The 24,165-nt window shown below is 53.4% G+C and carries 23 protein-coding genes; 2 read left to right on the top strand and 21 right to left on the bottom strand.

Annotation, left to right across the window (positions count from 1 at the left end; all coding sequences use genetic code 11):
- Nucleotides 1-43 precede the first annotated feature (43 nt).
- From lepB to PLF13_08045, 7 genes are all read right to left on the bottom strand, one after another.
- The gene (lepB, locus tag PLF13_08015; protein ID HOP07220.1) at nucleotides 44-751 is read right to left on the bottom strand and encodes a signal peptidase I; all 708 of its coding nucleotides are present in this window, start codon (nucleotides 749-751) and stop codon (nucleotides 44-46) included.
- A 93-nt stretch (nucleotides 752-844) separates the two neighbouring features.
- Nucleotides 845-1,903 (bottom strand): M50 family metallopeptidase, encoded by a 1,059-nt coding sequence (locus PLF13_08020; GenBank protein HOP07221.1) that lies wholly within the window; start codon nucleotides 1,901-1,903, stop codon nucleotides 845-847.
- 1 nt (nucleotide 1,904) lies between these two features.
- Complete coding sequence (gene dxr, locus PLF13_08025) at nucleotides 1,905-3,062, bottom strand: 1-deoxy-D-xylulose-5-phosphate reductoisomerase (protein ID HOP07222.1); 1,158 nt, start codon at nucleotides 3,060-3,062, stop codon at nucleotides 1,905-1,907.
- Between the two features lie 113 nt (nucleotides 3,063-3,175).
- A complete protein-coding gene (locus PLF13_08030; protein HOP07223.1) occupies nucleotides 3,176-3,847 on the bottom strand; it encodes a peptidylprolyl isomerase in 672 nt (223 codons plus the stop codon).
- Between the two features lie 253 nt (nucleotides 3,848-4,100).
- Entirely contained in the window at nucleotides 4,101-4,457 is a 357-nt protein-coding gene (locus PLF13_08035; GenBank protein HOP07224.1) for an MGMT family protein, read from the bottom strand.
- Nucleotides 4,457-5,440, bottom strand: a complete 984-nt coding sequence (locus PLF13_08040) for a hypothetical protein (protein HOP07225.1) — start codon at nucleotides 5,438-5,440, stop codon at nucleotides 4,457-4,459. Before PLF13_08040 ends, PLF13_08035 begins: the two co-directional genes overlap by 1 nt.
- A gap of 90 nt (nucleotides 5,441-5,530) precedes the next feature.
- A complete protein-coding gene (locus PLF13_08045) occupies nucleotides 5,531-6,205 on the bottom strand; it encodes a hypothetical protein (GenBank protein ID HOP07226.1) in 675 nt (224 codons plus the stop codon).
- Between the two features lie 242 nt (nucleotides 6,206-6,447).
- Between PLF13_08045 and PLF13_08050 the strand changes: the two genes are divergently transcribed.
- Nucleotides 6,448-7,353, top strand: coding sequence for a 3-hydroxyacyl-CoA dehydrogenase NAD-binding domain-containing protein (locus PLF13_08050; protein ID HOP07227.1), 906 nt, complete (start codon nucleotides 6,448-6,450; stop codon nucleotides 7,351-7,353).
- A gap of 4 nt (nucleotides 7,354-7,357) precedes the next feature.
- Complete coding sequence (locus PLF13_08055) at nucleotides 7,358-8,560, top strand: acetate kinase (GenBank protein HOP07228.1); 1,203 nt, start codon at nucleotides 7,358-7,360, stop codon at nucleotides 8,558-8,560.
- A 585-nt stretch (nucleotides 8,561-9,145) separates the two neighbouring features.
- On the opposite strand, the gene PLF13_08060 is transcribed toward PLF13_08055, so the two are convergent.
- From PLF13_08060 to PLF13_08125, 14 genes are all read right to left on the bottom strand, one after another.
- The gene (locus tag PLF13_08060; GenBank protein HOP07229.1) at nucleotides 9,146-11,149 is read right to left on the bottom strand and encodes a hypothetical protein; all 2,004 of its coding nucleotides are present in this window, start codon (nucleotides 11,147-11,149) and stop codon (nucleotides 9,146-9,148) included.
- 171 nt (nucleotides 11,150-11,320) lie between these two features.
- Entirely contained in the window at nucleotides 11,321-12,562 is a 1,242-nt protein-coding gene (icd, locus tag PLF13_08065) for an isocitrate dehydrogenase (NADP(+)) (GenBank protein ID HOP07230.1), read from the bottom strand.
- Nucleotides 12,563-12,570: 8 nt separating this feature from the next.
- A complete protein-coding gene (gene mdh, locus PLF13_08070) occupies nucleotides 12,571-13,497 on the bottom strand; it encodes a malate dehydrogenase (protein ID HOP07231.1) in 927 nt (308 codons plus the stop codon).
- 34 nt (nucleotides 13,498-13,531) lie between these two features.
- A complete protein-coding gene (locus PLF13_08075) occupies nucleotides 13,532-14,746 on the bottom strand; it encodes a lactate racemase domain-containing protein (protein HOP07232.1) in 1,215 nt (404 codons plus the stop codon).
- Nucleotides 14,747-14,839: 93 nt separating this feature from the next.
- Nucleotides 14,840-15,241, bottom strand: a complete 402-nt coding sequence (ndk, locus tag PLF13_08080) for a nucleoside-diphosphate kinase (GenBank protein HOP07233.1) — start codon at nucleotides 15,239-15,241, stop codon at nucleotides 14,840-14,842.
- 5 nt (nucleotides 15,242-15,246) lie between these two features.
- The gene (locus PLF13_08085) at nucleotides 15,247-15,825 is read right to left on the bottom strand and encodes a 2-oxoacid:acceptor oxidoreductase family protein (GenBank protein ID HOP07234.1); all 579 of its coding nucleotides are present in this window, start codon (nucleotides 15,823-15,825) and stop codon (nucleotides 15,247-15,249) included.
- 1 nt (nucleotide 15,826) lies between these two features.
- A complete protein-coding gene (locus tag PLF13_08090; protein HOP07235.1) occupies nucleotides 15,827-16,687 on the bottom strand; it encodes a 2-oxoacid:ferredoxin oxidoreductase subunit beta in 861 nt (286 codons plus the stop codon).
- The gene (locus PLF13_08095) at nucleotides 16,687-17,823 is read right to left on the bottom strand and encodes a 2-oxoacid:acceptor oxidoreductase subunit alpha (protein ID HOP07236.1); all 1,137 of its coding nucleotides are present in this window, start codon (nucleotides 17,821-17,823) and stop codon (nucleotides 16,687-16,689) included. Before PLF13_08095 ends, PLF13_08090 begins: the two co-directional genes overlap by 1 nt.
- Before the next feature lie 11 nt (nucleotides 17,824-17,834).
- Nucleotides 17,835-18,095 carry a 4Fe-4S dicluster domain-containing protein gene (locus tag PLF13_08100; protein ID HOP07237.1) on the bottom strand — a complete coding sequence of 87 codons (261 nt, stop codon included), beginning with the start codon at nucleotides 18,093-18,095 and terminating at the stop codon, nucleotides 17,835-17,837.
- Between the two features lie 51 nt (nucleotides 18,096-18,146).
- On the bottom strand, nucleotides 18,147-19,154 hold the full coding sequence (gene sucD / locus PLF13_08105; protein ID HOP07238.1) for a succinate--CoA ligase subunit alpha: 1,008 nt from the start codon (nucleotides 19,152-19,154) through the stop codon (nucleotides 18,147-18,149).
- 24 nt (nucleotides 19,155-19,178) lie between these two features.
- A complete protein-coding gene (gene sucC, locus PLF13_08110) occupies nucleotides 19,179-20,321 on the bottom strand; it encodes an ADP-forming succinate--CoA ligase subunit beta (protein ID HOP07239.1) in 1,143 nt (380 codons plus the stop codon).
- A gap of 20 nt (nucleotides 20,322-20,341) precedes the next feature.
- Nucleotides 20,342-21,709: a CCA tRNA nucleotidyltransferase gene (locus PLF13_08115; protein HOP07240.1), complete on the bottom strand. Its 1,368-nt coding sequence runs from the start codon at nucleotides 21,707-21,709 to the stop codon at nucleotides 20,342-20,344.
- 3 nt (nucleotides 21,710-21,712) lie between these two features.
- The gene (gene arcC, locus PLF13_08120; GenBank protein ID HOP07241.1) at nucleotides 21,713-22,663 is read right to left on the bottom strand and encodes a carbamate kinase; all 951 of its coding nucleotides are present in this window, start codon (nucleotides 22,661-22,663) and stop codon (nucleotides 21,713-21,715) included.
- Between the two features lie 78 nt (nucleotides 22,664-22,741).
- Nucleotides 22,742-24,091, bottom strand: a complete 1,350-nt coding sequence (locus PLF13_08125; protein ID HOP07242.1) for a cyclic 2,3-diphosphoglycerate synthase — start codon at nucleotides 24,089-24,091, stop codon at nucleotides 22,742-22,744.
- Nucleotides 24,092-24,165: the final 74 nt, after the last annotated feature.

Genomic DNA, 24,165 nt, shown 5'->3' on the forward strand with positions numbered 1-24,165 from the left:
TTCAACCTCATCTCAAGCACACGCATCGTAAGCCATTCCTGATTCAACTAATGATGTTGAACAGACGTCCCCAGCGAACCTTCTGCACGAAATGCACCGCGTTGTATATGAACATCCGATGTACCGACAGGGGGTCACTGAGAGAGACCTCCGGGGAAGGATAGATATCATCGTTCCAGGACCAATGGACAATTAACGCTTTTCCGAGGATCAAGTCCTTGGATACCGGTCCCCAAAAGCGGGAATCGTAGGAGTTGTCCCGATTGTCCCCCATCATGAAGAAATAACCGGGTGGTACGACATAAGGTCCCCAGTTATCCCGTGACTCACGTCCCCCCGGGGCTCGCGGTTGAATCCGATCGGTAAATTTTGAGTGTTCCGGATCAGGGAAACGAACTCCATTGATAAACAGTTCTTTATCCTTAACCAGAACCGTATCTCCGCCGACAGCTACGCAACGTTTGATGTATTTGGTTACACCGTCGCGGGGAAACAGGAAAATCACGACATCACCCGGCTCAGGATCATGCATTTCCGGAAGCCGCCAGTTTGTCAAAGGAATGCGTGCTCCGTAAACGAATTTATTGGCCAGCAAAAAATCACCGATCAGCAGTGTATCTTCCATTGAAGCCGACGGGATCTTATACGCCTCTACGATAGAAGTCTTGATAATAATCGCAAGTACGACGGCAATGGTGATCTGCTTGAAATTATCCCAAAAAGTAGTGAACAATCCAGGCTGTTGGCTCATTCAGTCTATATCCTTGTCCTATGGTATCCATTTGTCTTAGTTCTGGTACGTTTCAATCTCTTCCAGGATTCAGTTAATCGTCGCTCCGGACGGCTAATTCCGCGTAAATACCCGCACGATATCGTTATAGGTCACGAAGACTAAAAGTGTCAGGATTAGAACGAGTCCGACCTGCTGCGCCCAGGCGCGAGCTTTGATCGGCACCGGACCGCCTTTGATCTTCTCGATTGCCAGGAACACCAAATGGGCTCCATCGAGAATCGGGATAGGCAAAACATTCAGCACGGCGAGGTTGATAGACAATATCCCTAATAACCAAAGCAGACTGGCAGCGCCGCTGCGGGCCGCCTCACCGGCCTGACTGGCAATAAAAACGGGGCCGCCCAGTTGTTTGACCGATTCCCGCCCGGTAATGAGATTCTTAACGAAATTGGCGGTCAACACCACTACTTCATGAGTCAGCTTGAAACCGTCCACGATCGCTGCTCCCAGTGGTGGTGTCTCGCGAAGCGGCGCGAATCCAATTATCCCCACCGCCTGAGTTCCCTCAGGTCCGCCTTTGACCGAATCTACGGCAGTGGTCATGGTAGCGCTGAGAGTATCGTTGCCGCGCAGCCAGGTAAGATCGAGTGGTTCCGCCAGCTTAGCGTTGATACGCACCCGAAGACTGTCGAAATCATACACCCGGTAGCCGTCGATAGCTATCACCACATCACCGGTTTCAAGGCCGCCCAATTTCGCCGGACCGTCTTTGCGCAACTCACCGATCGCTACGCCACGGGGGTCATTGACCAGTGATCCGCCGACCAGCACCAGAGCAATCATAAAACCAATCGCGGCCAGATAGTTCATGAACGGACCGGCAAAAATAACCGCCGCCCGCCGGCCGACCGATTTGGACTGGAATTCGTCAGAAGCTCCGGTCGTGGGGTCATCCGGATTCTCTCCGGCCATCTTGACAAAACCACCCAACGGAATGATACCGATACAATAAGTGGTATCGCCCTTCTTTTTAGCGAATATGTTCGGCGGGAAACCGAGCGAAAATTTCTCTACCCTGATTCCTACCCATTTAGCCACCGTAAAATGACCCAGTTCATGGACGAAAATCAGAACACCCAGAACCAGAATAAACGACAAAAGTGTAATCATATCAGTTTTCCTGCAGTTCGGCGGCCAGCTCTCGGGCCTGCCGGTCTGCATTCAAAATATCCTCCAGGTTCGGATTATCAACAACAGAAATCCGATTTACTACATTCTCAATTGTCTTAGCAATATCGGTATACGCAATCTTCTTGCTTAGAAACATCTCCACCGCAACTTCATTGGCGGCGTTGAACAAGGCCGGAGCCGTCCCCCCGGCTCGGGCGACATCAAAGGCTATCCGCAGAGCCGGAAATCGTTCTAAGTCCGGCGGTTCAAAATCAAGCTGGAGCCGCTTTGCAAAATCCAGACGGCCGAAATCCGAAGGCGCCCGTTCCGGCCAGAACAGCGCATAGGTTATCGGTAAACGCATATCCGGACGCGAAAGTTGGGCAATTATGGAGGAGTCCTGAAACTCGACCATCGAATGCACAATCGACTGCGGATGTACGACCACTTCCACTTGATCCACCGGCACACCAAAAAGAGAAACAGCCTCGATTACTTCCAGCCCCTTGTTGGCTAAGGTCGAACTATCAACGGTAATTTTAGGACCCATGTTCCAGGTTGGATGATTCAGCGCCTTTTCCGGGGTAATCCCGGCGAACTGCTCGGCCGGTAAAGTCCGAAAAGGCCCGCCGGAAGCAGTAATGATAACTCGCCGAATTTCCGAAGCCCGACCGGCCATTAAAGCCTGCCAGATAGCCGAATGCTCCGAGTCAACCGGAAGAATCCTGGCCCCTTTTCGTTTCATCAGATCGGCAAAAAGCGGTCCACCCGTAACCAGTGATTCTTTGTTGGCCAGGGCGAGATATTTATCGGCTTTGACCGCTGCCAGCGAAGCCCGCAATCCGGCCGCCCCGACAACCGCGTTGACAACAACATCAACACCACCCCGCTCGGCCAGCGCCACCACCGCTTCCGAGCCAACGACCAGCTCTATCCCGGTCCCCTGTAACTGAGCAGCCAGGTCATCAGTCCGGGACTCATCAACCAGACAGACAATCGCAGGTTTAAACTCACGGCACTGAGTAGCCAGCAGATCGACATTGGAGTAAGCGGCCAGGGCTTTTACCTCAAATGCGTCAGGATGCAGTCGGACAACATCCAGAGTCGATTTACCAATCGAACCGGTAGAGCCGAGTATTGCCAGTCGTTTCGGTTTCATATTCCCTTTTAACGGCTTTATCGCGCCGTGGTTTCTTTTCAGATCACTCCATACAGGTCGAAAGGCGGGACAGCTAATCCCGCCTTTCCGAAATTTCGAATTATCTCATGCGATCAGAGCGGATTGCCGTCCTTATCGCAGACATAAACCTTGGTCATCATCACCGGAGTCTTAGGATGAGACAACTCGTTCGGATTGTTCGGATTGGCTTCGACTTCGACCGAGCCGATCTTGTGCAGAACATCATATCCGGATATAAGGTGACCGAAAACAGTGTATTTACCGTCCAGATAAGCCGTACTCTGATTACGGGCCAGTACAACAAAGAATTGACAAGAGGCTGAATTAGGACTTTGTGAGCGAGCCATGGACAGGGTACCGTCTTCATGCGGGATATCGGAGAATTCGGCTTGTAAATAATAACCGGCGTTCCCCATACCGCTGTTCATCGGGTCCCCTGTCTGCACCATGAAATTGTCGATCACGCGGAAGAACTGAAGATTATCGTAAAATCCCTCACGGGCGCGGGCGGCAAACGAGTCGGCATGAGCTGGAGCGACATCGCGGTACAGTTCGGCGACCATTTTGCCATAGTCGGTTTCGATAGCTACGAAGGGGTTGTTCTCATTGCGAACCGGATAGGTTTTATTGGCGATATCGGTTGTTGTCTTTTCGCCGGTGTTCTCCTGGACAGCCTGATTATCGGTTTTCTTGGCGGCATTATCGTTCCCGGAACACCCCACCAGAAGACCCAGCAGGGCCAAAGTCAAGAACAAGTGTCTCATTAGTTTATCCCTTTCAAACAATCAATCTTTGAAACAATGCGGCGAATATACCGGTTGGCTCAGAGGGTGTCAACTGTCAAACGGCGGGGCATTTCAGCGACAAGAATGATACCCCCTCTCATCTATAAACGACCGAATTGAAGTTTCGGGCGACACAAGGCCGCCCGCTACTCGAACCCGGCCCTCTCCATCGCGTAGTCGGGGGGCTTGTTTCCCCGACTGCCTGACGGAGCGCGGAAAGATCCAAGCTGATTCAGCGCAGTACAATCTTCTTAGGCCGCCATTGAAACCGGCCGAGATCAATTTTGCCGCTATCGGAAAAAACGATCCCTTCCTCGACAAGCAACGCTCGTTGCAATTCATATCCCTGCCCCGGTTTAAGAGCAATTTTGCCCTGAGAGTTGATTACACGAAACCAGGGGAGTTTTTCATTGCGGGAGGCGTTGAGTGTCCAGACCACTAATCGGGCTGCTCGGGGATTACCGGCAAGCGCGGCAATCTGGCCGTAGCCGGCCACTCGTCCTTTGGGAATCTTGCGGATGACCTGCCGGATACGATCCTGGAGATTCGATTCCTTGGAAGTTGTAGATGATCGCGAGACCATAGTCATCAATGAAGATATTTGTTTCTAACCGCTTTAAGGAGCGCCTGGCTGCGGTCATCCCTCTTTTGACTAACTGAGGCGGGATACAAGTCCCAATCAAACGGCTCGGCAATATCCACCTGGAAAGCGGAAGAATCAGCCTGGTGGCACCAGAAGGTCAGGTTCTCATCGGAGTATTGGAACCATACCGACGGCGGTTCTTCTTCGTCAAAGCCGGACTCGTCGGCCGCCCCGTAAATCCCCCAGATGTTGTTACCAAAATTAAACGGGATATAACGGCTGCCTATTCCGATCCCGTCAGCGGTGGTTCCCTCGTAGCGGGCGCTCATGGAGCCATCCGGTTGTTCGTAAACGGAGTCAACCACCAGGATCGAAAAAACCGGTGAGGTCGCGCCGATCACATGGTCGAGGTTGGTGTCGTAAATTACAAAAACTACCCCCAGCGTCTTTTCGTAATTCGCCACCATGACCTCTTCGAAATCCGCCACCGTGTCAAGCGATACCGGAGTGCCGTTGAAAGCCGTGACCATGGCATAGCTGTCGTCGACCAGAATATACTGACCCTGACCGTGCGTGCCCGGATTAAGCATATTGGCACGAAGAATCACATCGACGGTATCGAGATTCTTAACGATCGCTCTGACGGTAGCACGGCCTAGCTCTCCGGAAAAATCATAGGTATTGTGAAGCACACCGCTGCTGTTGGTCTTACCCGAGTCCAGCAACAGATTGCCGTCCCCTTCGAGCAATTCGAAGAATATCCATTTATCGGCGATTCTCTTGCTGTCGTTGTCAAGTACGGCAAAATCAAGAGAAGGGCTAAGCAGGGTATCACCCATCTCTCCCTTATAATAAAAACCGTTTATAGCAGTCAGGCCAGTGGCCTTAGTCGGTTCGACGGGATTATCGTCACCACAACCGCCACAAGCCAAAACCGTTATGCCGATTAAAACAGCAACCGCCATCAATCGAGTCAAAGTCAGAAACATAAAACTCCTCAGAATTCTCAAATAAGCATGTCATTACCGGTATCGGCCGTACCTGGCGCCGATTATACGACAGACCATATAAAAGACGGTCTACCGGAAGTAGTACTTGAGACCACCGGCAAAATTAAAATGCTTCGCCCGATAACCGGTAGACAGAAACTGCCAGCTTACCTGCGGAACCAGCGTGATAAAATTCTGCCCGGAGGCATCCCCCCATAGCTTCAATTCGAAACCGGCGTTGGCTGCCAGTGAGATATCCAACTGAGTCTCAGTCTGGACATCGTTAGCCGTTTCCGTTGTCAATCCGGCCATGAATTCGGGCCCCAGATACGGTGCAAAGCCGACATCCGCCAGATCGGTAAACAGGTAGTTGGCCTGGGCTTTGATATTGTACTGGTTGATAAATGGAATGGGGGCCATTTGCCAGGTCAGTTCGGTGGTACTGAACTCATCCAACTGGTCGATTTTAGTGTACTGAAAACCCACCAGATACTGGAAATGACCGCCGCGAAGTTGCCCGAAATTGAATCCGAAGTGATAGGTTGACCTATAGACCTGATCGGCATCGAGCTTATAGGTATGACCATTATAATCAAAATCCAGGATACCTACGCCCTCGTATTTGCCGATCGGCTCCGAAAGCCCGCCGTAAACCTCAAAAACATTGTACCGTTTGGCTACTTTGACTATCTCCGCCTGACTCACACCGGACAGGATTAAAACGGCCAGGATTGCAAGAATAACCGAGATTCTTCCCTTTTGCATGCTTACTCCGCTGATAGAAGTCCTTATGTTCCGGCCCTAAGTTGGTCAGCGGCCGGCCTGCTGTCAATCAATATCGCCTCAACTTATTGTACACTTTTGTACCGAGTCGGTCGACTAGGATAACAAAATCCAGTAATCGGTCAGATTGCGGTTGCCTGTTCGGGGGAAGAGACTATATTTTGCGAACCCGAACTTCTCGGGTTCCGTAACTGAGCATGGAGTGAAACGAAAGCGATTTCTGTATGCCGAGTACCAACATAATTATTATTGGCGCCGGGGTGATGGGTCAGGGCCTGGCCGAGGCTGTGGCCACCTCAGGCGAAGAAGTGACACTGGTCGACAAGACAACCAAGCTGGCCGAAAAAGGGGTTAAAGGGATTGGTGAGGCTATCGACCGCGAGATCCACAAATGGGGCCTGACCAAATCCGATAAGAAAGCTATCATGGCCCGGATATACCCCTCGTCTGATCTCTCCCAGGCGGAGGACGCCTCGATCATTATCGAGTGCATTCCGGAGTACCTCGAGACCAAACGAACGTTGTTCGAGAAGCTGGACTCGATCTGCGATGAAAAAGCTACCCTGATCACCAATTCAGGAACACTGTCGATTTCCGAGATCGCCGCCGCCACCGAACGACCGCAAAAAGTCATCGGTATGCATTTTTTAACACCGGTCACCAAAGTGCCGCTGGTTGAAATCGTCAAGGGACTTAAAACCGATCAGCATACCTTCGACAAAGCCGTCGAATTTGCCGACCTCCTCAACAAACAGTGGATTACCGTTAATGAGTATCCCGGTTTCGTCACCACCCGCTGCATCGTTCCCCTGATTAACGAAGCAATGCACGTTTTGATGGAGGGCGTAGCTTCGGCTGATGATATCGACAAGGCCATGAAACTGGGCTTCGGATTCAATGTGGGACCGCTTTCCCTGGCCGATATGATGGGTCTCGACGTGGTTATGTCCTGGATGGAGAATCTCCTGTCCGAGCTTTCCGAACACAAGTACAATCCCTGCCCGCTGCTGAGAAAAATGGTTCGCGCCGGACGCCTGGGGGTTAAGACCGGACGCGGTTTCTTCCGCTACGATGAAGAAGGTAATCGCCTGCCCGACACCCCGCTGAACCATGTCGTGGAAGGAGCATGAGTCGATGAAGATTCTCGTTATCAATGCCGGCTCATCGTCGGTAAAATACCAGTTGATTGACACCGAAACGGAAAAAGTCATGGCCAAGGGGATGGTCTCCCGGATCGGCATGTCCGAGGCAGTCCTGACCCATAAGCCGCACGACGGTCGTGAAGTCAAGGTGACCGGTGAGATTCTCGACCATACCATTGCCATCGAATATATCGTCACGGTTTTGATGTCCGAAAACCACGGCGTGATTAAGGACGCCTCCGAAATCGACGCCGTCGGGCATAGAGTAGTCCACGGCGGTGAGCAATTTGCCCATTCCGTCCTGATCACACCGGATCTGATGACCGAACTGCGCTCCCTGATCGAACTGGCCCCGCTGCATAATCCGCATAACATTCGCGGCATCATGGCCTGCCAGAAGAATCTTCCGAATGCCCCGCAGGTAGCCGTGTTCGACACCGCTTTCCATCATGAAATGCCGCCTCATGCCTACATCTACGGCATCCCCTATGTTCTTTACAAACGTTACGGAATCCGCCGGTACGGTTTCCACGGCATGTCGCATCTCTATGTAACCGAACGCGGCGCCCAACTCCTCGGCAAGACATCTGAGGAATTGCGCATGATCTCCTGCCATCTTGGCAACGGAGCATCGATTACGGCCGTGGATCATGGCGTTTCGATTGATACTTCGATGGGTTTCACTCCCCTCGAAGGGTTGCTCATGGGAACGCGCTCGGGTGACCTTGATCCGGCTATTATCTTGCACCTGATGGCTCGTGAGGAGTTGACCCTGCACGAAGCCAATACTCTGCTCAACAAACACTCAGGCCTGGCCGGTATTTCCGGAGTCTCTTCGGATATGCGCGAAATCGAGCAGGGCGCCCGAGAAAAGACCGGTAATGCCGCCCTGGCTTTAAACGTCTTCTGTTATCGTCTGAAGAAGTACATTGCCGCCTATGCCGCTGCCATGGGGGGACTGGACACCGTCGTCTTCACGGCCGGTGTGGGAGAGAATTCACCCATCGTGCGTGCCAAGACCTGCGAAAAACTCGAGTTCCTCGGGATACACATAGACGACGAAAAGAACCGCACGGCCAAGGGAGATGCGATTATTTCGACCGAGGACTCCCCGGTCAAGGTGCTGGTTATTCCGACCAACGAGGAGTTGGTAATCGCTCGCGACACACAGCGCATCGTTTCCGAGCAGAAGTAACAGCAATATCGGCAGGTCTCGGTGAGACCTTCCCCTTACGACACCAGGTTGCAAGCAACCTGACCTGCATGAATGAAGAAGCTATCCGAAAGGCGGGATCCCCTTGATCCCGCCATTTATTTTTCAGATAATCAACAACTAGATCTATTTGATACTGGTACGGCAAATTCCCCTGGCTTTTTCCCACCCGTGGACAGATGGACCACCGGCCGGAGCTTGTATATGTGGGCAACTGACTTCCCCTTAGACGCCGTAGACCAGAGCCCTGTCAATCGCCAATATCCGAAGTCCGGGCCCCCTGTGATCCCGGACTATAGCTCGTGAATTGATTTACATAAAGCGAAGTTTCGACATCTTGCTTCATCTTTTCGATACCTCACCCATTGGGAATGTTAAAAAACTATTATTACGGCGGAGACAAACCCCGCCGCTACGCGTTAAGAAATCCTAACCTCGCGTAGCGGGCGGCCTTGTGTCGCCCGCATTATGGTTGTGTTTTACAGAATATCTATGCATACGACTTTTTTAGATTGGGTGCGATTTGGGATCGCGAAGTGAGGTTTCGACGAGATGAACTTACTACCCCTACGGCAGTTGGTATCGTTCGCATAACTCGGCCACTTTGGTTGAATCCATACCGCGCTCAATTGCTTTCCTGAGCCCCTCGTTCGCTTCCTGCATGCGACCGTGCTTGGCCATGAAGTCTATATACTGTTCAAACACTCGAAGCGGGGCATCGGTCCGGGAGGTAACGTACGAAATTATCCATTCGTAAGCATTTCGGTCTGACGTGCGAGAGTAGAGTGTAATCATACCAAGATACGGAGCAAGATCAGCCGAATCGAGGTGAATCGCCTCTTTAAGTGCCCATTCTGCTTTGTTGTAATCACCCAGTTGAAGATAGGCCGCACCGAGATTGTTGAAAGTCGATATGCCGTGTGGATTAAGACCACGGGCAATCTCCAGCGACTCAAGAGCCTTATCCGGTTGATTCAGACGCACGTAACAAGCGCCTATCATAGTCCAACTATTCCAAAAGACGGGATTAGCCTTAACCGATTGCTCGAACAATTCGAGCGCGGCCTCGTACTTTTTGTCGTTCAACTCCACGACACCCCTTTGAAAGAGGTTAAGTGAAGGATACTTGCCTTTCCATTCCTCGACCCAAAGTTGCTCAGCTCGTGGATCACCGGCCAATTCGCCGTAATGTGACAGCAATGCCTCCATGTTCTGGCAGCGGTCGGGGTCGAGATGACGGTAAAGTCGAACGTGTTCGAGTATGATGCCGGCGTTCGATTGCGCCGCCACACGCGGGAGGAGCACGATCAAACCCAGCGTACAAAACAGTACCGCCGTACAGGCGGTCTTGCGCGAGAAATTCGACTCGTGCAATAGATAAAATAAAACACCGATCACGGCCGGAACCGCCGCGAACGAGAACAGATCCCAGTCACGCGGCATGCTCAACTTGGGGTCCAGGAGAAACACCGTCAAGGCAGCAACGCCGATTGTCAGCCCGAAAAACGAAGCCATCGCACGCATTTTATTTTTCAAAGATAAAAGCACCGGCGTCGCCACAGCCAGCCCGGGGATTAAAAGAATCCAGAGATTCAGATAATCCAGCCAGTGTCGCCATGACAAAAGGGTCTGGCCGTCGATCGTGAAACGATCCGCAACCGGCGGCAGAAAAGCGAAACGGAAGAAATAACTGGTGCTTCTGAAATAGAAAAATAGCCCGGCTCCTACGAGGATCAGCACCAACGCCAGCAATCCTTTGGTAGAAGGAGACCAGCGTCCGATGCGACGGCCGAGCGGTGTATCATGAAGCAACACCAGGATCAGTCCCGGCAACAAGACCGCCCCGAGAACGTGCATGAACACGGTCACGACGAAGGCGACCAGAACCCACCAGCGGTTGAGACGGCCTATCAGCGACAGCATCGCGATAAGTGTAAAGGCTGCCGTCGCGACCAGGAAAAGCGAATAGTTTTCAACATAGCCGAAAAACTGCAGGCTGTAGCCGCCGCTGAGACAGCCGATCACGAACAGCACGCGGCCCGATCGCACAATGGGCAGACGCAGCGCGGTCAGGCTTACCAGAACCGCGAAGACCACCCCGGCAAAGACGGCAATGATTTGATACGTCAGGGTGGCGGTCGCCTCGCCGTCTCCGCCGAGCAGATTGAACAAACCTAAGTGTGCCAGTGATTCTCCCACCTCGCGAGCCTTGAAGGCGAACGTCTTCCCTGCGCCGAGAGACGAAACCAGGGTATAGCCGTCGCCGAGGAAATGAGTACCGACTCTGCCGAACCAGAACAGTAGTCCGGCCACGATTGGTACGATCCACCAGAGCCGCGCGAATTTATCTTCTCCCCCTTCAGAAGAATCGAACAATCCTTTGGACATCGGCGACATCAGCGCTATCGGTACGGCTGCCCCCATGACGAACAGCGACAGTCTGACCCAGAGCGGATAAAACGCCCACCAGTTCAAACCCCACACCCGCAGGTCGGGAAAGAAGGAGAAGAGGAGATACAACAACAGCATCGTGAAGTAGAGCGTTATGCTAACCTTGTACCTTGCTGCCATTGACTATCCTTTGGAGAACGATCGAGACACCTGCCAACCGAATAAGCGATTTTATTAGCCTAATATAGATCCATCGGTTTTTTCTAACAACTTGATAATGCGGAGTACAACACAAAGCCCCCGCCTCTGGCGAGACGGGGGCTTGTTTATCGAAGTATCTCGCGGAGCGATTTACATGTTCGAAATGATGTTGGTCGCAAACTGGGAAGTACCGATCTTCTTGGCGCCCTTCATCTGACGATGCAGGTCGTAAGTGACGGTCTTCTTGGCGATGGTTTTCTCAATCGCTTTTTCGATCAAACGCGCGGCCTTGTCCCAACCGAGATAGTCGAGCATCATCACCGCCGACAGCATGAGCGAGCCGGGGTTGATGACGTCCTTGTCGGCGTACTTCGGCGCGGTGCCGTGAGTTGCCTCGAAGAGACCGATGTAGTCGCCGATGTTCGCGCCCGGAGCCATGCCAAGACCACCGACCTGCGCCGCGCAGGCGTCGGACAGATAGTCGCCGTTCAGGTTCGGGGTGGCAACCACCTCGTACTCGTCGGAGCGGGTCAGGATTTGCTGGAACATGGAATCGGCAATGCGATCCTTGATCACGATCTTGCCCTTGGGAGCCTTGCCTTTGTACTTCGACCAGAGTTCATCCTCAGTGATCGTCTGCCTCGGGAACTCCTTGCGAGCCACCTCGTAGCCCCAGTCACGGAAAGCCCCTTCGGTGAACTTCATAATGTTCCCCTTGTGGACCAGCGTAACCGAGCCGCACTTGTGGGCGATAGCATGCTGGATAGCCTTGCGGACCAGACGCTTCGAACCGGTCGCGGAGATCGGCTTGATGCCGATGCCGGAGTCGGGACGAATGTTGGTCTTCATGGACTTGTTCAGCCAGGCGATCACTTTCCTGGCGTCATTACCGCCCTTTTTCCACTCGATCCCGGCATAGACGTCCTCGGTGTTCTCGCGGTAGATGATGACATTCATCTTCTCGGGATGAGTCACCGGCGAGCCGACGCCCTTGAACCAGCGCACGGGACGAACACAGGCATAGAGATTGAGAATCTGCCGAAGGCTGACGTTCAGCGAGCGGAATCCCCCGCCGATCGGCGTGGTCAACGGGCCTTTGAGCGCCACGATGTACTTCTTGATGGCTGCAATGGTCTCATCGGGCAGCCATTCCTTGTACAGCTCATTGGCCTTTTCACCGGCATAGACATCCATCCAGGCGACTTTCTTTTTGCCCTTATAGGCTTTCTCGACCGCGGCATCGACCACCCGGCGGGTGGCCTTCATGATATCACGACCGATGCCATCACCCTCGATGACCGGTATGATCGGACGGTTCGGAATAACGAGCTTCTTGTTCTTGATCTTTATCTGCTGGCCGTCTTTCGGCACTTGAATATGCTTGTATGCCATTTCGTCTCCTAGTAGCCCATGATCTTGAGATGTTCCTTGTAAGTCGCAGCAGAGGTCTGCAACGCCGTAAGCTCGGCCTTCTTGAGCTTCAGTTCGAGAATCTTCTCGACACCGTTGGCTCCCAGGACAACCGGCACGCCGATGTAAATGTCCTTGATACCGTATTGTCCGGTAAGATAAGCCGAAGCCGGCAGAACCTTCTTCTCGTCGTTGAACACTGCTTTTGCCATATCTACTGAAGCAGCGCCCGGTGCGTAGTAGGCCGAACCGGTCTTGAGCAACTTGACGATTTCGCCGCCGCCGACACGGGTACGATCGGCGATAGCCTTAATGCGATCCTTCGGGATGAGCTCTTCGATCGGAATACCTGCCACGGTGGTATAACGAGGAAGCGGGACCATCGTATCGCCATGACCGCCGAGCACCATTGCGTTGGTGTCGGTCATTGCCACGCCCAGTTCCATGGCGATGAAAGCACGGAAACGAATCGAATCCAGAACACCGGCCTGTCCGAAAACGCGGTTGGCCGGGAAACCGGTCACTTTGCGCATGTGGAAGGTCATCAGGTCGAGAGGATTCGAAACCATGATAACGTAACTCTTCGGGGCATATTTCTTGATGTTGAGACCAACCGACTTGACGATGTCGGCGTTCATGTTCAACAAGTCCTCGCGAGACATGCCGGGCTTACGCGGCAGACCGGCCGTCATGATGACGATATCCGCGCCCTTAATGTCTGAAAACTTGTTGCTGCCTTTGACCATGGCATTGTAGCCGCGGACAGGACCGGCTTGGGTGAGGTCAAGCCCTTTGCCCTGCGGTACACCCTCAACGATGTCCACCATGACGATGTCGGCGATGTTGGCTTCTGCCAGGTACATGGCGCATGAGGCGCCTACGTTCCCGGCGCCGATAACTGCGATCTTCTTGTTCATTCTGTCCTCCGAATGAGTGAGTCTTACAAACGGTTTATGCTGTCAATACGGTGTTACCTGCGTCATGTACGACTGCCACTCGGCATGCCGTAATATTATTCCAAGCTATAAACAAGAATTTATATATGTTGTCAAGAGGTTCATAGAACACCTGACGGACATCCGCCTCGGGAACCTCTGAGACTACTCGAACGTTGATACGTTTACCCACGTTGATAACGCGAGAGAGCTTATGTGATCCGAACTTGAGTGGTCCCGAACACGGTCGGTTGTTCACGCGATCCCAGGTTTTACTCAGATCGTAAAACGCTCGCGAGCCGATTCCTTCGCCGCAATGCGAAACCAGCACCAGACTGCCGCCGTCCTTCACTCCGCGCTGACAATTCTCCATACCCTTCTGAATCTGATAGAGATTTTTATCCAACGGCGGTAATAATTCACAGAGCACGATATCGTAAGGCTCATCGACAACGTTCGAAAACAACTGGCGGGCTACGGCCGTGCATTCGATGAACGCATCGTGTAAGGAACCGCATGAGATATGGGCAATCGCGCCGGTTGCATCGAGCACCGTCTGCAAACCGATCATGGCATTCATATCGAGTAATCCGGAGAGGTTCATCAGATGCTCGGCCACAGGGTTTCCTTCGAGCCGCAGCGGTTGCGCTTCGAGCGAGTTGGCCAGGTTATGATTACGTTCCACCGTGGCGAGGTCGGTTAAACCGGGGAAAACCGATTTTCGTCCGCCGGTGAATCCGGCGAAGTAATGCGGTTCCACCGACCCGATCAGCAGCGGCTTTTCCGCCTCCAGGAACTTGCGATTGACCAGAACCTGCTCACCGAAGTTGTCCTTCCCAACTGAGGCCATCGAATCGGTTTTACGGGAATCGTGGATCCAGAGCCGGTTGTGCAGGCGCGGCAGAAACGAACCGAAAATTTTTCGTAGCTGATCATCTGTCGGTGCGGCATGAGTTCCGGTTGCAATCAGAAAATCCGCCCGGTCGATCAGCCCGCCGTCGGTTTTGTCGATCCATTCAAGCAAAGTCGACGTGGGGGTGTTGCGATAGGCATCGTTGACAACGATCAGCGGCCGTTCGGGAATCAGATCGAAAACACCTTCCCAGACAGTCGCGAAATCGTCAATCGTAATCGGCCTGGAAGCCTTCCCCGGAGCAAAGCAATCCACCGTCACCGCTTCCGGGAAATCCAACTCGATATAACTGTCACCGTAGACCAGCCTGGTTTTCATCGCAGTAAGAAGTGTTGTCTCGCTGTGTATTGAGACAACAAACCGGTTGGGATTGAAAAAACCCGGCGCCTTTCGACGCCGGGTTTTCTATTATCATCCGCCAAAGAAGAAACTTATTTCCCTGACGGCGTTCTCATCGGAATCCGATGCATGCACTGAATTGGCTTGTACGTTCCGCGCAATCTCTTGTCGAATCGTACCGCAGGCAGCGTTGCTCGGATTGGTAGCCCCGATCAACTCACGTAAATCGGTTACCGCATTCTCTTTTTCAAGCACCATCGGCACGACCGGCCCCGAGGTCATGAACGTCACGAGGTCATTGAGGAACGGTTTACCCTCGTGTACCGCATAGAAGCGGCGAGCATCATCGGCTGAAAGGCGAGTCATTCGCATTTCCGTAATCCGGAAACCGGCTCGTTCCAGACGATTGATGACATGACCGATCAGGTTGCGTTCGGTCGCATCGGGTTTGATGATCAATAGTGTCCTACTCATCCGCCTCACTTTTTCTTGAGTTTCTGCGCTTCGCGGAAACCTATCTCGACCGCCTTACGGTTCTTATCCTCGGTCCCCTTGGGAGCACGGCTCAATACCGCGTCAATCAAGGCGTCCTTGGTCACCAAATCGGTCAGCGCCGCAATAGCCCCCAATGCGATCACGTTGGCTACCATCACGTGTCCCGCTTCTTCCTTAGCCAGTTGCGTGAATGGCAAACCGTAGTAATTGTCGGTCGGGACTTCGGTCACCAAACCGGAATCAACGATCAACACTCCATCCTTATGCAAGTCGCTGTAGTATTTGTCCATCGACTCCTGAGTCATGGCCAGCAACAGATCGAGCTGCATAGCTTTGGGATAGTAAATCTCATTGGTCGAAACCACCACATCGGATTTGGAAGCGCCCCCGCGAGCTTCGGGACCGTACGACTGTGTTTGTACGACGTTCTTCGAATAATCGGTGCCGATAGCTTCGGCCAGGATCACCGAGGCCAGGATCATACCCTGCCCTCCGGAACCGGACAGACGCATTTCAAACCGATCGTGCGGAATCTCGATCTTATCCAGCAGTTTGTGTTCCATCTTATTTACCTCCCTGCCGGGCATTGATCACCTTTTGGTATTCATCGCAGAACTCGGTCTTGACCATGTCCTCGTGCAGAGTGCCGATGACGATCTTTCCTTTGAGTTCTTCTTCGTTCATCGTCTTGGCCTTAGCCGTAGTAACACCTACCTCCTTGAAGTTCTTGACCATCGCTACGGCATCGCCGCGACGATTCAAACGCCCGAAGTAGGTATGGCAGTTGGAAACCGCTTCGATCAGGGAGAATCCCTTATGAGAGATCCCTTCAATGATCGCCTTCTCCAACTGGGCCGCATGATATACGGTTCCGCGGGCCACAAACGTAGCTCCGGCCGCTTTGGCCAGACTGCACGGATCAAAGTGTTTCTCAACATTGCCGTATGGCGTTGTCGTAGAAAACGCTCCGCCCGGCGTAGTCGGTGAACCCTGACCGCCGGTCATACCGTAAATGCTGTTATTGATAAGGATAGCGGTGATATCGATGTTGCGCCGACAGGCATGAATGAAATGGTTGCCGCCGATCGCGAGGGCATCGCCGTCACCGGTGACCACGATAACTTTCATGTCCGGCCGAGCGAACTTCACACCGGTAGCGAACGCCAACGCACGACCGTGAGTCGTATGAAGGCTGTTGAAATCCATATAAACCGGCATGCGACTGGTACAGCCGATACCCGAAACCATAACTATCTCGTCCTTGGACAGGCCGAGCTTGTCAATAGCCCGGATAATCGCCGATTGTACGACACCGTTGCCGCATCCGGCACACCAGACCGACGGGAATTTTTTCTTCGGTCTCAGGTATTTCAGGATAACGTCTGATTTTTGCTCGACTTTGGTTGGTTTTTCTGCAGTAGCCATCACATCACCTCTTCGAGCTTCTCGAGCAGTTGCAGCGGCGTGATGATTTCGCCGTCGTAACGATTCAACTTGTGGATTTCAATTTCGGGCGACAGAATACGGCTGACCTCGTTGACCATCTGTCCCATATTCAATTCCGCCACGATTACCTTACGAACCTTGCTGCAGTAATCCTGCAACTCTTCCTCGGGGAACGGCCAGATCGTATATAGTTGGATACAACCGACCTTGACTCCGGCCTTACGAGCCAAAGCCACCGCCAGCAGAGCGGCTCGCGAGACGGTTCCATAGGATATAATCGCGATCTCGGCATCGTCCATCATGGCCGTTCGCAGCTTGGTGATTTCACTGCGATAGTTCATGATCTTGTTACGGAGTTTGTCGAGTTTCCAGGTAATCTCTTTCAGATTAGCCGTAGCGAATCCCATTGGGTCGTGCGTCAAACCGGTGATATTGTAGCGATACCCTTCGCCATAAGCGGGCATCGGAGAAACCGAGTTGGCCGTCTGAGCGAACGGTTCGAAATCCTCCGGCGAAACGGTCGGTTTTATGCGATCGATAATCGGTATTTCACCCTTCTTGGGAATCGAGACCAGTTCACGCTGGTGAGCCATAACCTCATCAAGAAGAACGGTTACCGGCGTGCGAAAACGTTCAGCCAAATTGAAAGCACGAATCGTTTCCGTCAGCGTTTCCCCTACCGTCGACGGGGCCAACGCGATGGCCGTGTAATCACCGTGAGTACCCCAGCGAGCCTGCATCGTATCGGACTGGCTGATTTTAGTCGGCAATCCGGTCGAAGGACCGCCACGCTGGACATTGACCACTACGCAGGGGGTTTCGGTAATATAGGCATAACCAATCCCCTCCTGCATGAGAGAATATCCCGGACCCGATGTAGCCGTCATTGACTTGAGCCCGGCAACCGAGGCGCCGACGATGGCCGCCATCGAGGCGATCTCATCCTCCATTTGGATGAACTTCCCGCCGAGCTTGGGCAGCTCACGGGCGCAGCCCTCGGCGATTTCGGTGGAAGGAGTAATCGGATAACCGGCATAGAAATGCAACCCGGCATAAATAGCGCCCTGGACACATGCCATGTTACCCTGCATCAACGACCTTTGAGTATCTACCATCGTGACTTCCCCTACTTGTAGTTCGACGTTATGGCGAAGTCGGGACAATGCGTCCAGCAGATCGTACACTGGGTGCAATCTTCGGGACGGGCCAGCACAGGCTTGCCGTTTCGATCGGGTTCAAACACCTGGGTCGGACAAAGCGCGATGCAAAGATTGCAGGCTTTACACCAGGTCAGGTTTATGGTTAACGGCGGCGGACCCGCCGAATAATCAATCTTGCTCTTACCTGTTTTCTTCGGTGCGGAATTAACCGCGTCAGAATCAGTCATGACAGATCCTCGTGTAAGAGTGTTACTCCATTATTGAATCAACAGATTTGTTTACTTTTTCTTGGCGGTCTTTTTGGCCGCGGTTTTCTTGGTCGCTTTTTTAGCAGTCTTAGCGGCTGCTTTTTTCTCAGTCTTCTTCGCCGCCTTCTTGGCCGTTTTCTTGACCGGCTTTTTAGCGGTGGTTTTTTGTTTCTTGATGAGTTCCTTCAGCAACTCCGGAATTTCAGTCGGTGAACCGGCGACCGGCACCCCAACTTTGTTCAGAGCCTTGATCTTCTCTTCGGCGGTACCGCTGCCGCCGGAAATAATCGCGCCGGCATGTCCCATCCGTTTGCCGGGAGGAGCTGCCTGACCGGCGATGAACGAAACGACCGGCTTGGTAACGTACTTCTTGATATACTTGGCCGCTTCTTCCTCGTCCGAGCCGCCGATTTCACCGATCATGACAACAGCCTTGGTCGCACTATCGGCCTGGAACGCTTCCAGGCAGTCGATGAAGTTGGTTCCGATAACCTGGTCGCCGCCGATACCAATACAGGTCGATTGTCCCATACCGGCCTGAGTCAACGCCCAGATCGCTTCGTAAGTCAGGGTGCCTGAGCGCGAAACAACGCCGACGCCGCCCTTCTTCACAATCGTCCCGGGCATAATGCCGACCTTGGCCTGATCGACCGAGATCAATCCCGGACAATTGGGACCGATCAAACGTACCCCCGCGGCCTTGACCACCGGATAAACTTTCATCATATCATTCGCCGGCACACCCTCGGTAATACAAACGACCGTCTTGATCCCGGCGGCCACCGCTTCGAAAATGGCATCGACCGCGAACGGCGGCGGGACATAGATCACGGACGTATTGGCGCCGGTCTCTTTGACAGCTTCGGCGACCGAGTTGAACACCGGTATTCCGGCAACTTTGGAACCGGCTTTACCCGGCGTTACTCCGGCCACTACGTTGGTGCCGTAGTTTTTCATCTGTTCGGCGTGAAACGAACCATCACGCCCGGTGATTCCCTGAACCACCAACTTGGTCTTTTTATTGATAAAAATCGACATTTTCAATCCCTCGAATGCTTCAGGTTAAGCTACCGTAGTCTCCGCCAACTCGATGGCTTTCTTGACCACGAGATCAAGAGTGTCCTCGGAGGGCAGGTCAATAGACTTCAGAATCCGGGCAGCTTCCTTCTCGTTGGTGCCGGTAAGACGAACCACTACCGGGACCCTGGGTTGGAATTCCTTGAAAGCGGTCACGATACCGTTGGCGACGTCGTCGCAGCGAGTGATACCGCCAAAGATGTTGATCAGGATTGAACGGACATTGGGATCCGATGTGATGATGCGCAAAGCCGTCACCACTTTATTGGGATTGGAAGAACCTCCGATATCGAGGAAGTTGGCCGGATCGCCGCCGTAGCGTTTGACCAGGTCCATCGTGGCCATTGCCAGACCGGCGCCGTTGACCATGCAGCCGATCGTACCATCCAGCTTGACGTACGAAAGGTCTGCTTCGCGAGCCTCGACTTCAGCCGGAATTTCGGCATCCAGGTCACGCATGGCCTCGATGTTCTTCTGTCGATAGAGAGCGTTGTCGTCGATGTTGATCTTGCCGTCGATGGCAATCACATCCGCGGCCGCATTGGTGATAAGCGGATTGATCTCGACCAGCGAGGCATCCACTTTCCAGAACACCTTGTACAGCTTCAGGAGGATATCGGCCGCCTTACGCACCTGACCGATATCGCGATAGAGCTTGAAGGCCAGATCGCGAGCCTGCCAGGCCTGGAGACCCATGATCGGATCGACAGCCAGCTTGAAAATCTTCTCGGGGGTTTTGGCGGCAACTTCTTCAATATCAACACCACCGGCCGGTGAGACCATGATTACCGGGCGTTTGGTGGCACGGTCGAGAATGATACCGACATAAGATTCCGAAATGATATCCTCGGCGGGAGTGACCAGAACTTTCTTGACGGTAAGACCCTTGATATCCATTCCCAGGATGTTCGTGGCCAGCACCTTGGCTGCTTCCGCGTTTTCGGCATACTTGACACCGCCCGCCTTGCCGCGGCCACCGACATGTACCTGCGCCTTAACCATGACCGGCTGGTTAAACCGTTCGGCGATTTCGAAAGCTTCGACCGGAGTAGTGGCGATCTCGCCGGGCGGAACCGGAATACCGGATTCGGCGAAGAGTTGTTTGGCCTGATACTCATGAATCTTCATACGTCGCTTCCCTCATAGCTCTATTTATTCTTTGAATTTTCATTTTTCATGTAATCCCGCGCCAGAGCTTCCAGGCTCTCACGGTTGTTTACTTCCGGATCGTCCAAAACCGCTTCCAGAAGTGCGTCAAGAACGCGACCGACAATCGGTCCCGGCGGTATATCAAACATACGCATAACATCATGGCCGTCCAGAACCAGATCAAGTACGCTCAACGGCGGTTTACGGTCCATTTCCGCTCGAATCGCCGCTTCGAATTCATCGACATCCTCGGTCTTCCCCCCTTTGCCCTGACCGATCACATCGGCTCGACGGAGGTCTAGCAAATCGAAAATCAGGTCGGTACCGACCCGTCGCATGAGGCGGCGCATCCCCTTATCGGTGACGTCGGTGGTAAACATGTGGCGTTCGACCAGCGTTTCAACCTCACGTATGAAATCCCGCGAGTAACGCAAAGCTGTTAGCGCTATGCTCGCAGCTCGAGCTCCCTGATGTTCGTGACCGTAAAAAGTCGCACCGGTATCGGTCAGGCGTTTCGCCTGTGGTTTGCGAATGTCGTGAAACAGGGCGGCCATGCGCAGCCGCAAACGCGGCGGGCAGGCATCGATCGTATGCATAGTATGTTCGAACACATCGTAGGCATGATAGCCGCCCGGCTGGTCGATCCCGACACAGGCCTCGAGCGCGGGGAGAATTTCCTTGAGCAATCCCGTGGTTTGCATCAGGCGAAAACCATGCGACGGTTGCCCGGATAGTGTCAACAGCTTGTTCAATTCCTCGGCAATGCGCTCGGAGGATACGGTTTTGATAAGCGCCGCATTATCACGAATAGCCTCGAACGTCTTCGGTTCGATCATGAATTCAAAACGCGCCGCAAACTGAATCGCACGCAGCATACGCAGCGGATCATCCTTGAAACTCCCCGGATAAACAGTGCGTATTATTCTCTTCTCAATATCGGTACGTCCGTCGTACGGATCGATGACATCGTGGTCGTCCAGCGCCATGGCAATGGCGTTCATGGTGAAATCGCGGCGAGCGAGGTCATCTTCGACCTTGAGACTCGGATCGAAATTAACATTGAAATCTTTGTGTCCCCAGCCGGTCGAATACTCTCGACGCGGCAAAGCGATATCGATCGTCACCGGTCGCTCATCGATATACCGGGTGAATTTTATGACACCGAAACTGCGTCCGACCAGGTCGACACGTCCGTGACGTTTGAGAATCCGCGCCAGGTCATCGTAAGTGATCCCGGTTACCAGGTAGTCGGTATCTTTCGATATCACCGGGCGGTGCATCAGCCGATCGCGAACCGTTCCTCCCACCTCGTAGATACGACCACGTTCGAGTATGTCTGAAACCGTCTCGTCCGACAACTTACACATTCCTCAGTCCGGAACAATCCGCGTTCCGGCCTCACCGTGGACGGAATCGCGGGCATGGTTAAACGATGTAATCGTTACCAGTTTCCCGCCCTCTTCAATGAACTTGATCGCGGCCTGAATCTTGGGGCCCATGGAACCGGGCGGGAAATGCCCCTCATTCAGATAAGTCCGTGCCTGCGACAAGGTAATCGCACCAAGCGTCTTTTGACTGGGCTTGCCGAAATCGAGCGATACTGCATCCACCGAGGTTAGAATAGACAACACTCCGGCATCGATTTCCTTACCGATCACCGCCGAAGCAAGGTCCTTGTCGATCACGGCGTCCATACCCTCGTAATTACCGTGTTCGTCGATATAAACCGGGATACCGCCACCGCCGCCGGCAATGACAATCGTCCCCGACTCGACCAGTCTGGCAATCGTTGCGGCCTCGACCGAGCCATAAGGCATCGGTGACGGTACTACGCGTCGATAGCCGCGATCACTGTCTTTCTTCATCTGCCAGCCGCGCTCGGACATCATCCGTTCGGCTGTTTCTTCGTCGTAAAATTGCCCGATATACTTGGTCGGATTCTCGACTGCCGGATCGTCGGGACGAACCAGCATTTGTGTTATGATCGTTACGACCGGTCGATCTATCCCCTCGGCACGCAGCCGATTTTGCAGGGATTGCTCGATCATGTACCCCATCCCTCCTTCGGTGTCGGCGACACAGACGCCGAGCGGAAGAATCGGGGTGCGACCGGCGGCCAGTTCGATGCGCAGGAGGGCATTGCCTACCTGCGGGCCGTTGCCGTGACTCACGACCAGGTTGAATCCTTCGCGAGCCAGTTCGACAATACCATCCAGCGAGCGCCGGGTATTAGCGAACTGATTGGCGATAGTATCTTCCTGCCCGGGGTGGGTAATGGCATTACCACCCAAGGCAATGACCGCTGTTTTCTTTTCCGGCATAGAGTATCTCTGCGTGTACCAGAAGGGCTCAAAGGCGGCGGGTCGCCCCGCAAGAGGCGACCCGTCTCTCCGTCTATCTTACTTCTTGGCTGACTTCTTTCCTTTGCCCTTAACGAAATCCGTCAGAACAGTCGTCAGATCGGGTTCACCGATTTCCTGCAGGCTGTAGTTAATCCGAACGGTCGGATGCTTGATCTTGATCACGCGCGTCAGATCGATCGGCGTAGCGATCACGACCAGGTCACACTTGGTGCGATTGATCGTGGTCTCCAGATCCTTGACCTGCTGAGTACCGTAACCCATAGCCGGCAGCAGAGTGCCGATTTCCGGGTACTTCTCGAAGGTCTTGGTGATCGACTTGACCGTGTAAGGCCGTGGATCGACCAGTTCGGCCGCACCGAACTTCTCGGCCGCCACGACACCGGCGCCGTAAGGCATCTCGCCGTGGGTGAGAGTCGGACCGTCTTCGACCACGAGCACTTTTTTACCGCGGATTTTGCCCGAATTGTCGGCGGACAACGGCGAGGCCGCGTCGATCACGATCGCGTTCGGGTTGTAAGCAGCAATGTTGGCTCGGACTTCTGCAATCCCTTCCGGATCAGCCGAATCGATCTTGTTCATGACGATCACGTCGGCCAGAAGCAGGTTGTTCTGTCCGGGGTAGTAAGTAAGCTCGTGACCTGGACGATGCGGGTCAACCACGGTGATCTGCAGATCGGCCGCATAGAACGACATGTCGTTGTTGCCGCCGTCCCAGAGAATAATATCGGCTTCTTTTTCCGCCTCGCGGAGAATCATCTCGTAGTCCACACCGGCATAAACCACGACACCGCTCATGATGTGCGGCTCGTACTCTTCGCGCTCTTCGATCGTACACTTGTGCTTATCCAGATCAGAGAGCTTGGCGAAACGCTGACAGGCCTGCTTGGCCAGATCACCGTACGGCATGGGATGACGAATCGCAACGACCTTCTTACCGAGCTTCTGCAAAACTTCGGCTACCTTGCGGGTAGTCTGCGACTTGCCGCAGCCGGTACGAATCGCACAAACCGCCACAACCGGCTTGGTCGATTTGATCATGGTCGGGGCGCCGCCCTCAAGCGAGAACCGGGCGCCGGCGGAGGTAACATAAGCCGCCCGTTCCATCAAATACTGGTACGGAACATCGGAATACGAGAAAATGACTTCGTCAATCTTGTGCTTCGCGATCAGCTTCAGCAACTCGGCTTCATCGTAAATCGGAATACCCTTCGGGTACAGCTTGCCGGCCAGTGAAGCCGGGTACTTGCGACCGAAGATATCCGGGATCTGGGTCGCCGTAAAAGCTACGACCTCGACCGAATCATTGTCGCGATAAAGACAGTTGAAATTATGGAAGTCGCGGCCGGCCGCGCCCATGATAATCACTTTTTTTCTGTTCTTAGCCATATCAAACTCCAATCAGTGTTCTGTTATTTCGTAACACGCTTGCTTCATCCTGCGAAACGCGCCGGGATTAACTC

This window comes from Candidatus Zixiibacteriota bacterium (assembly GCA_035380245.1).
GTDB lineage: Bacteria > Zixibacteria > MSB-5A5 > GN15 > FEB-12 > DAOSXA01.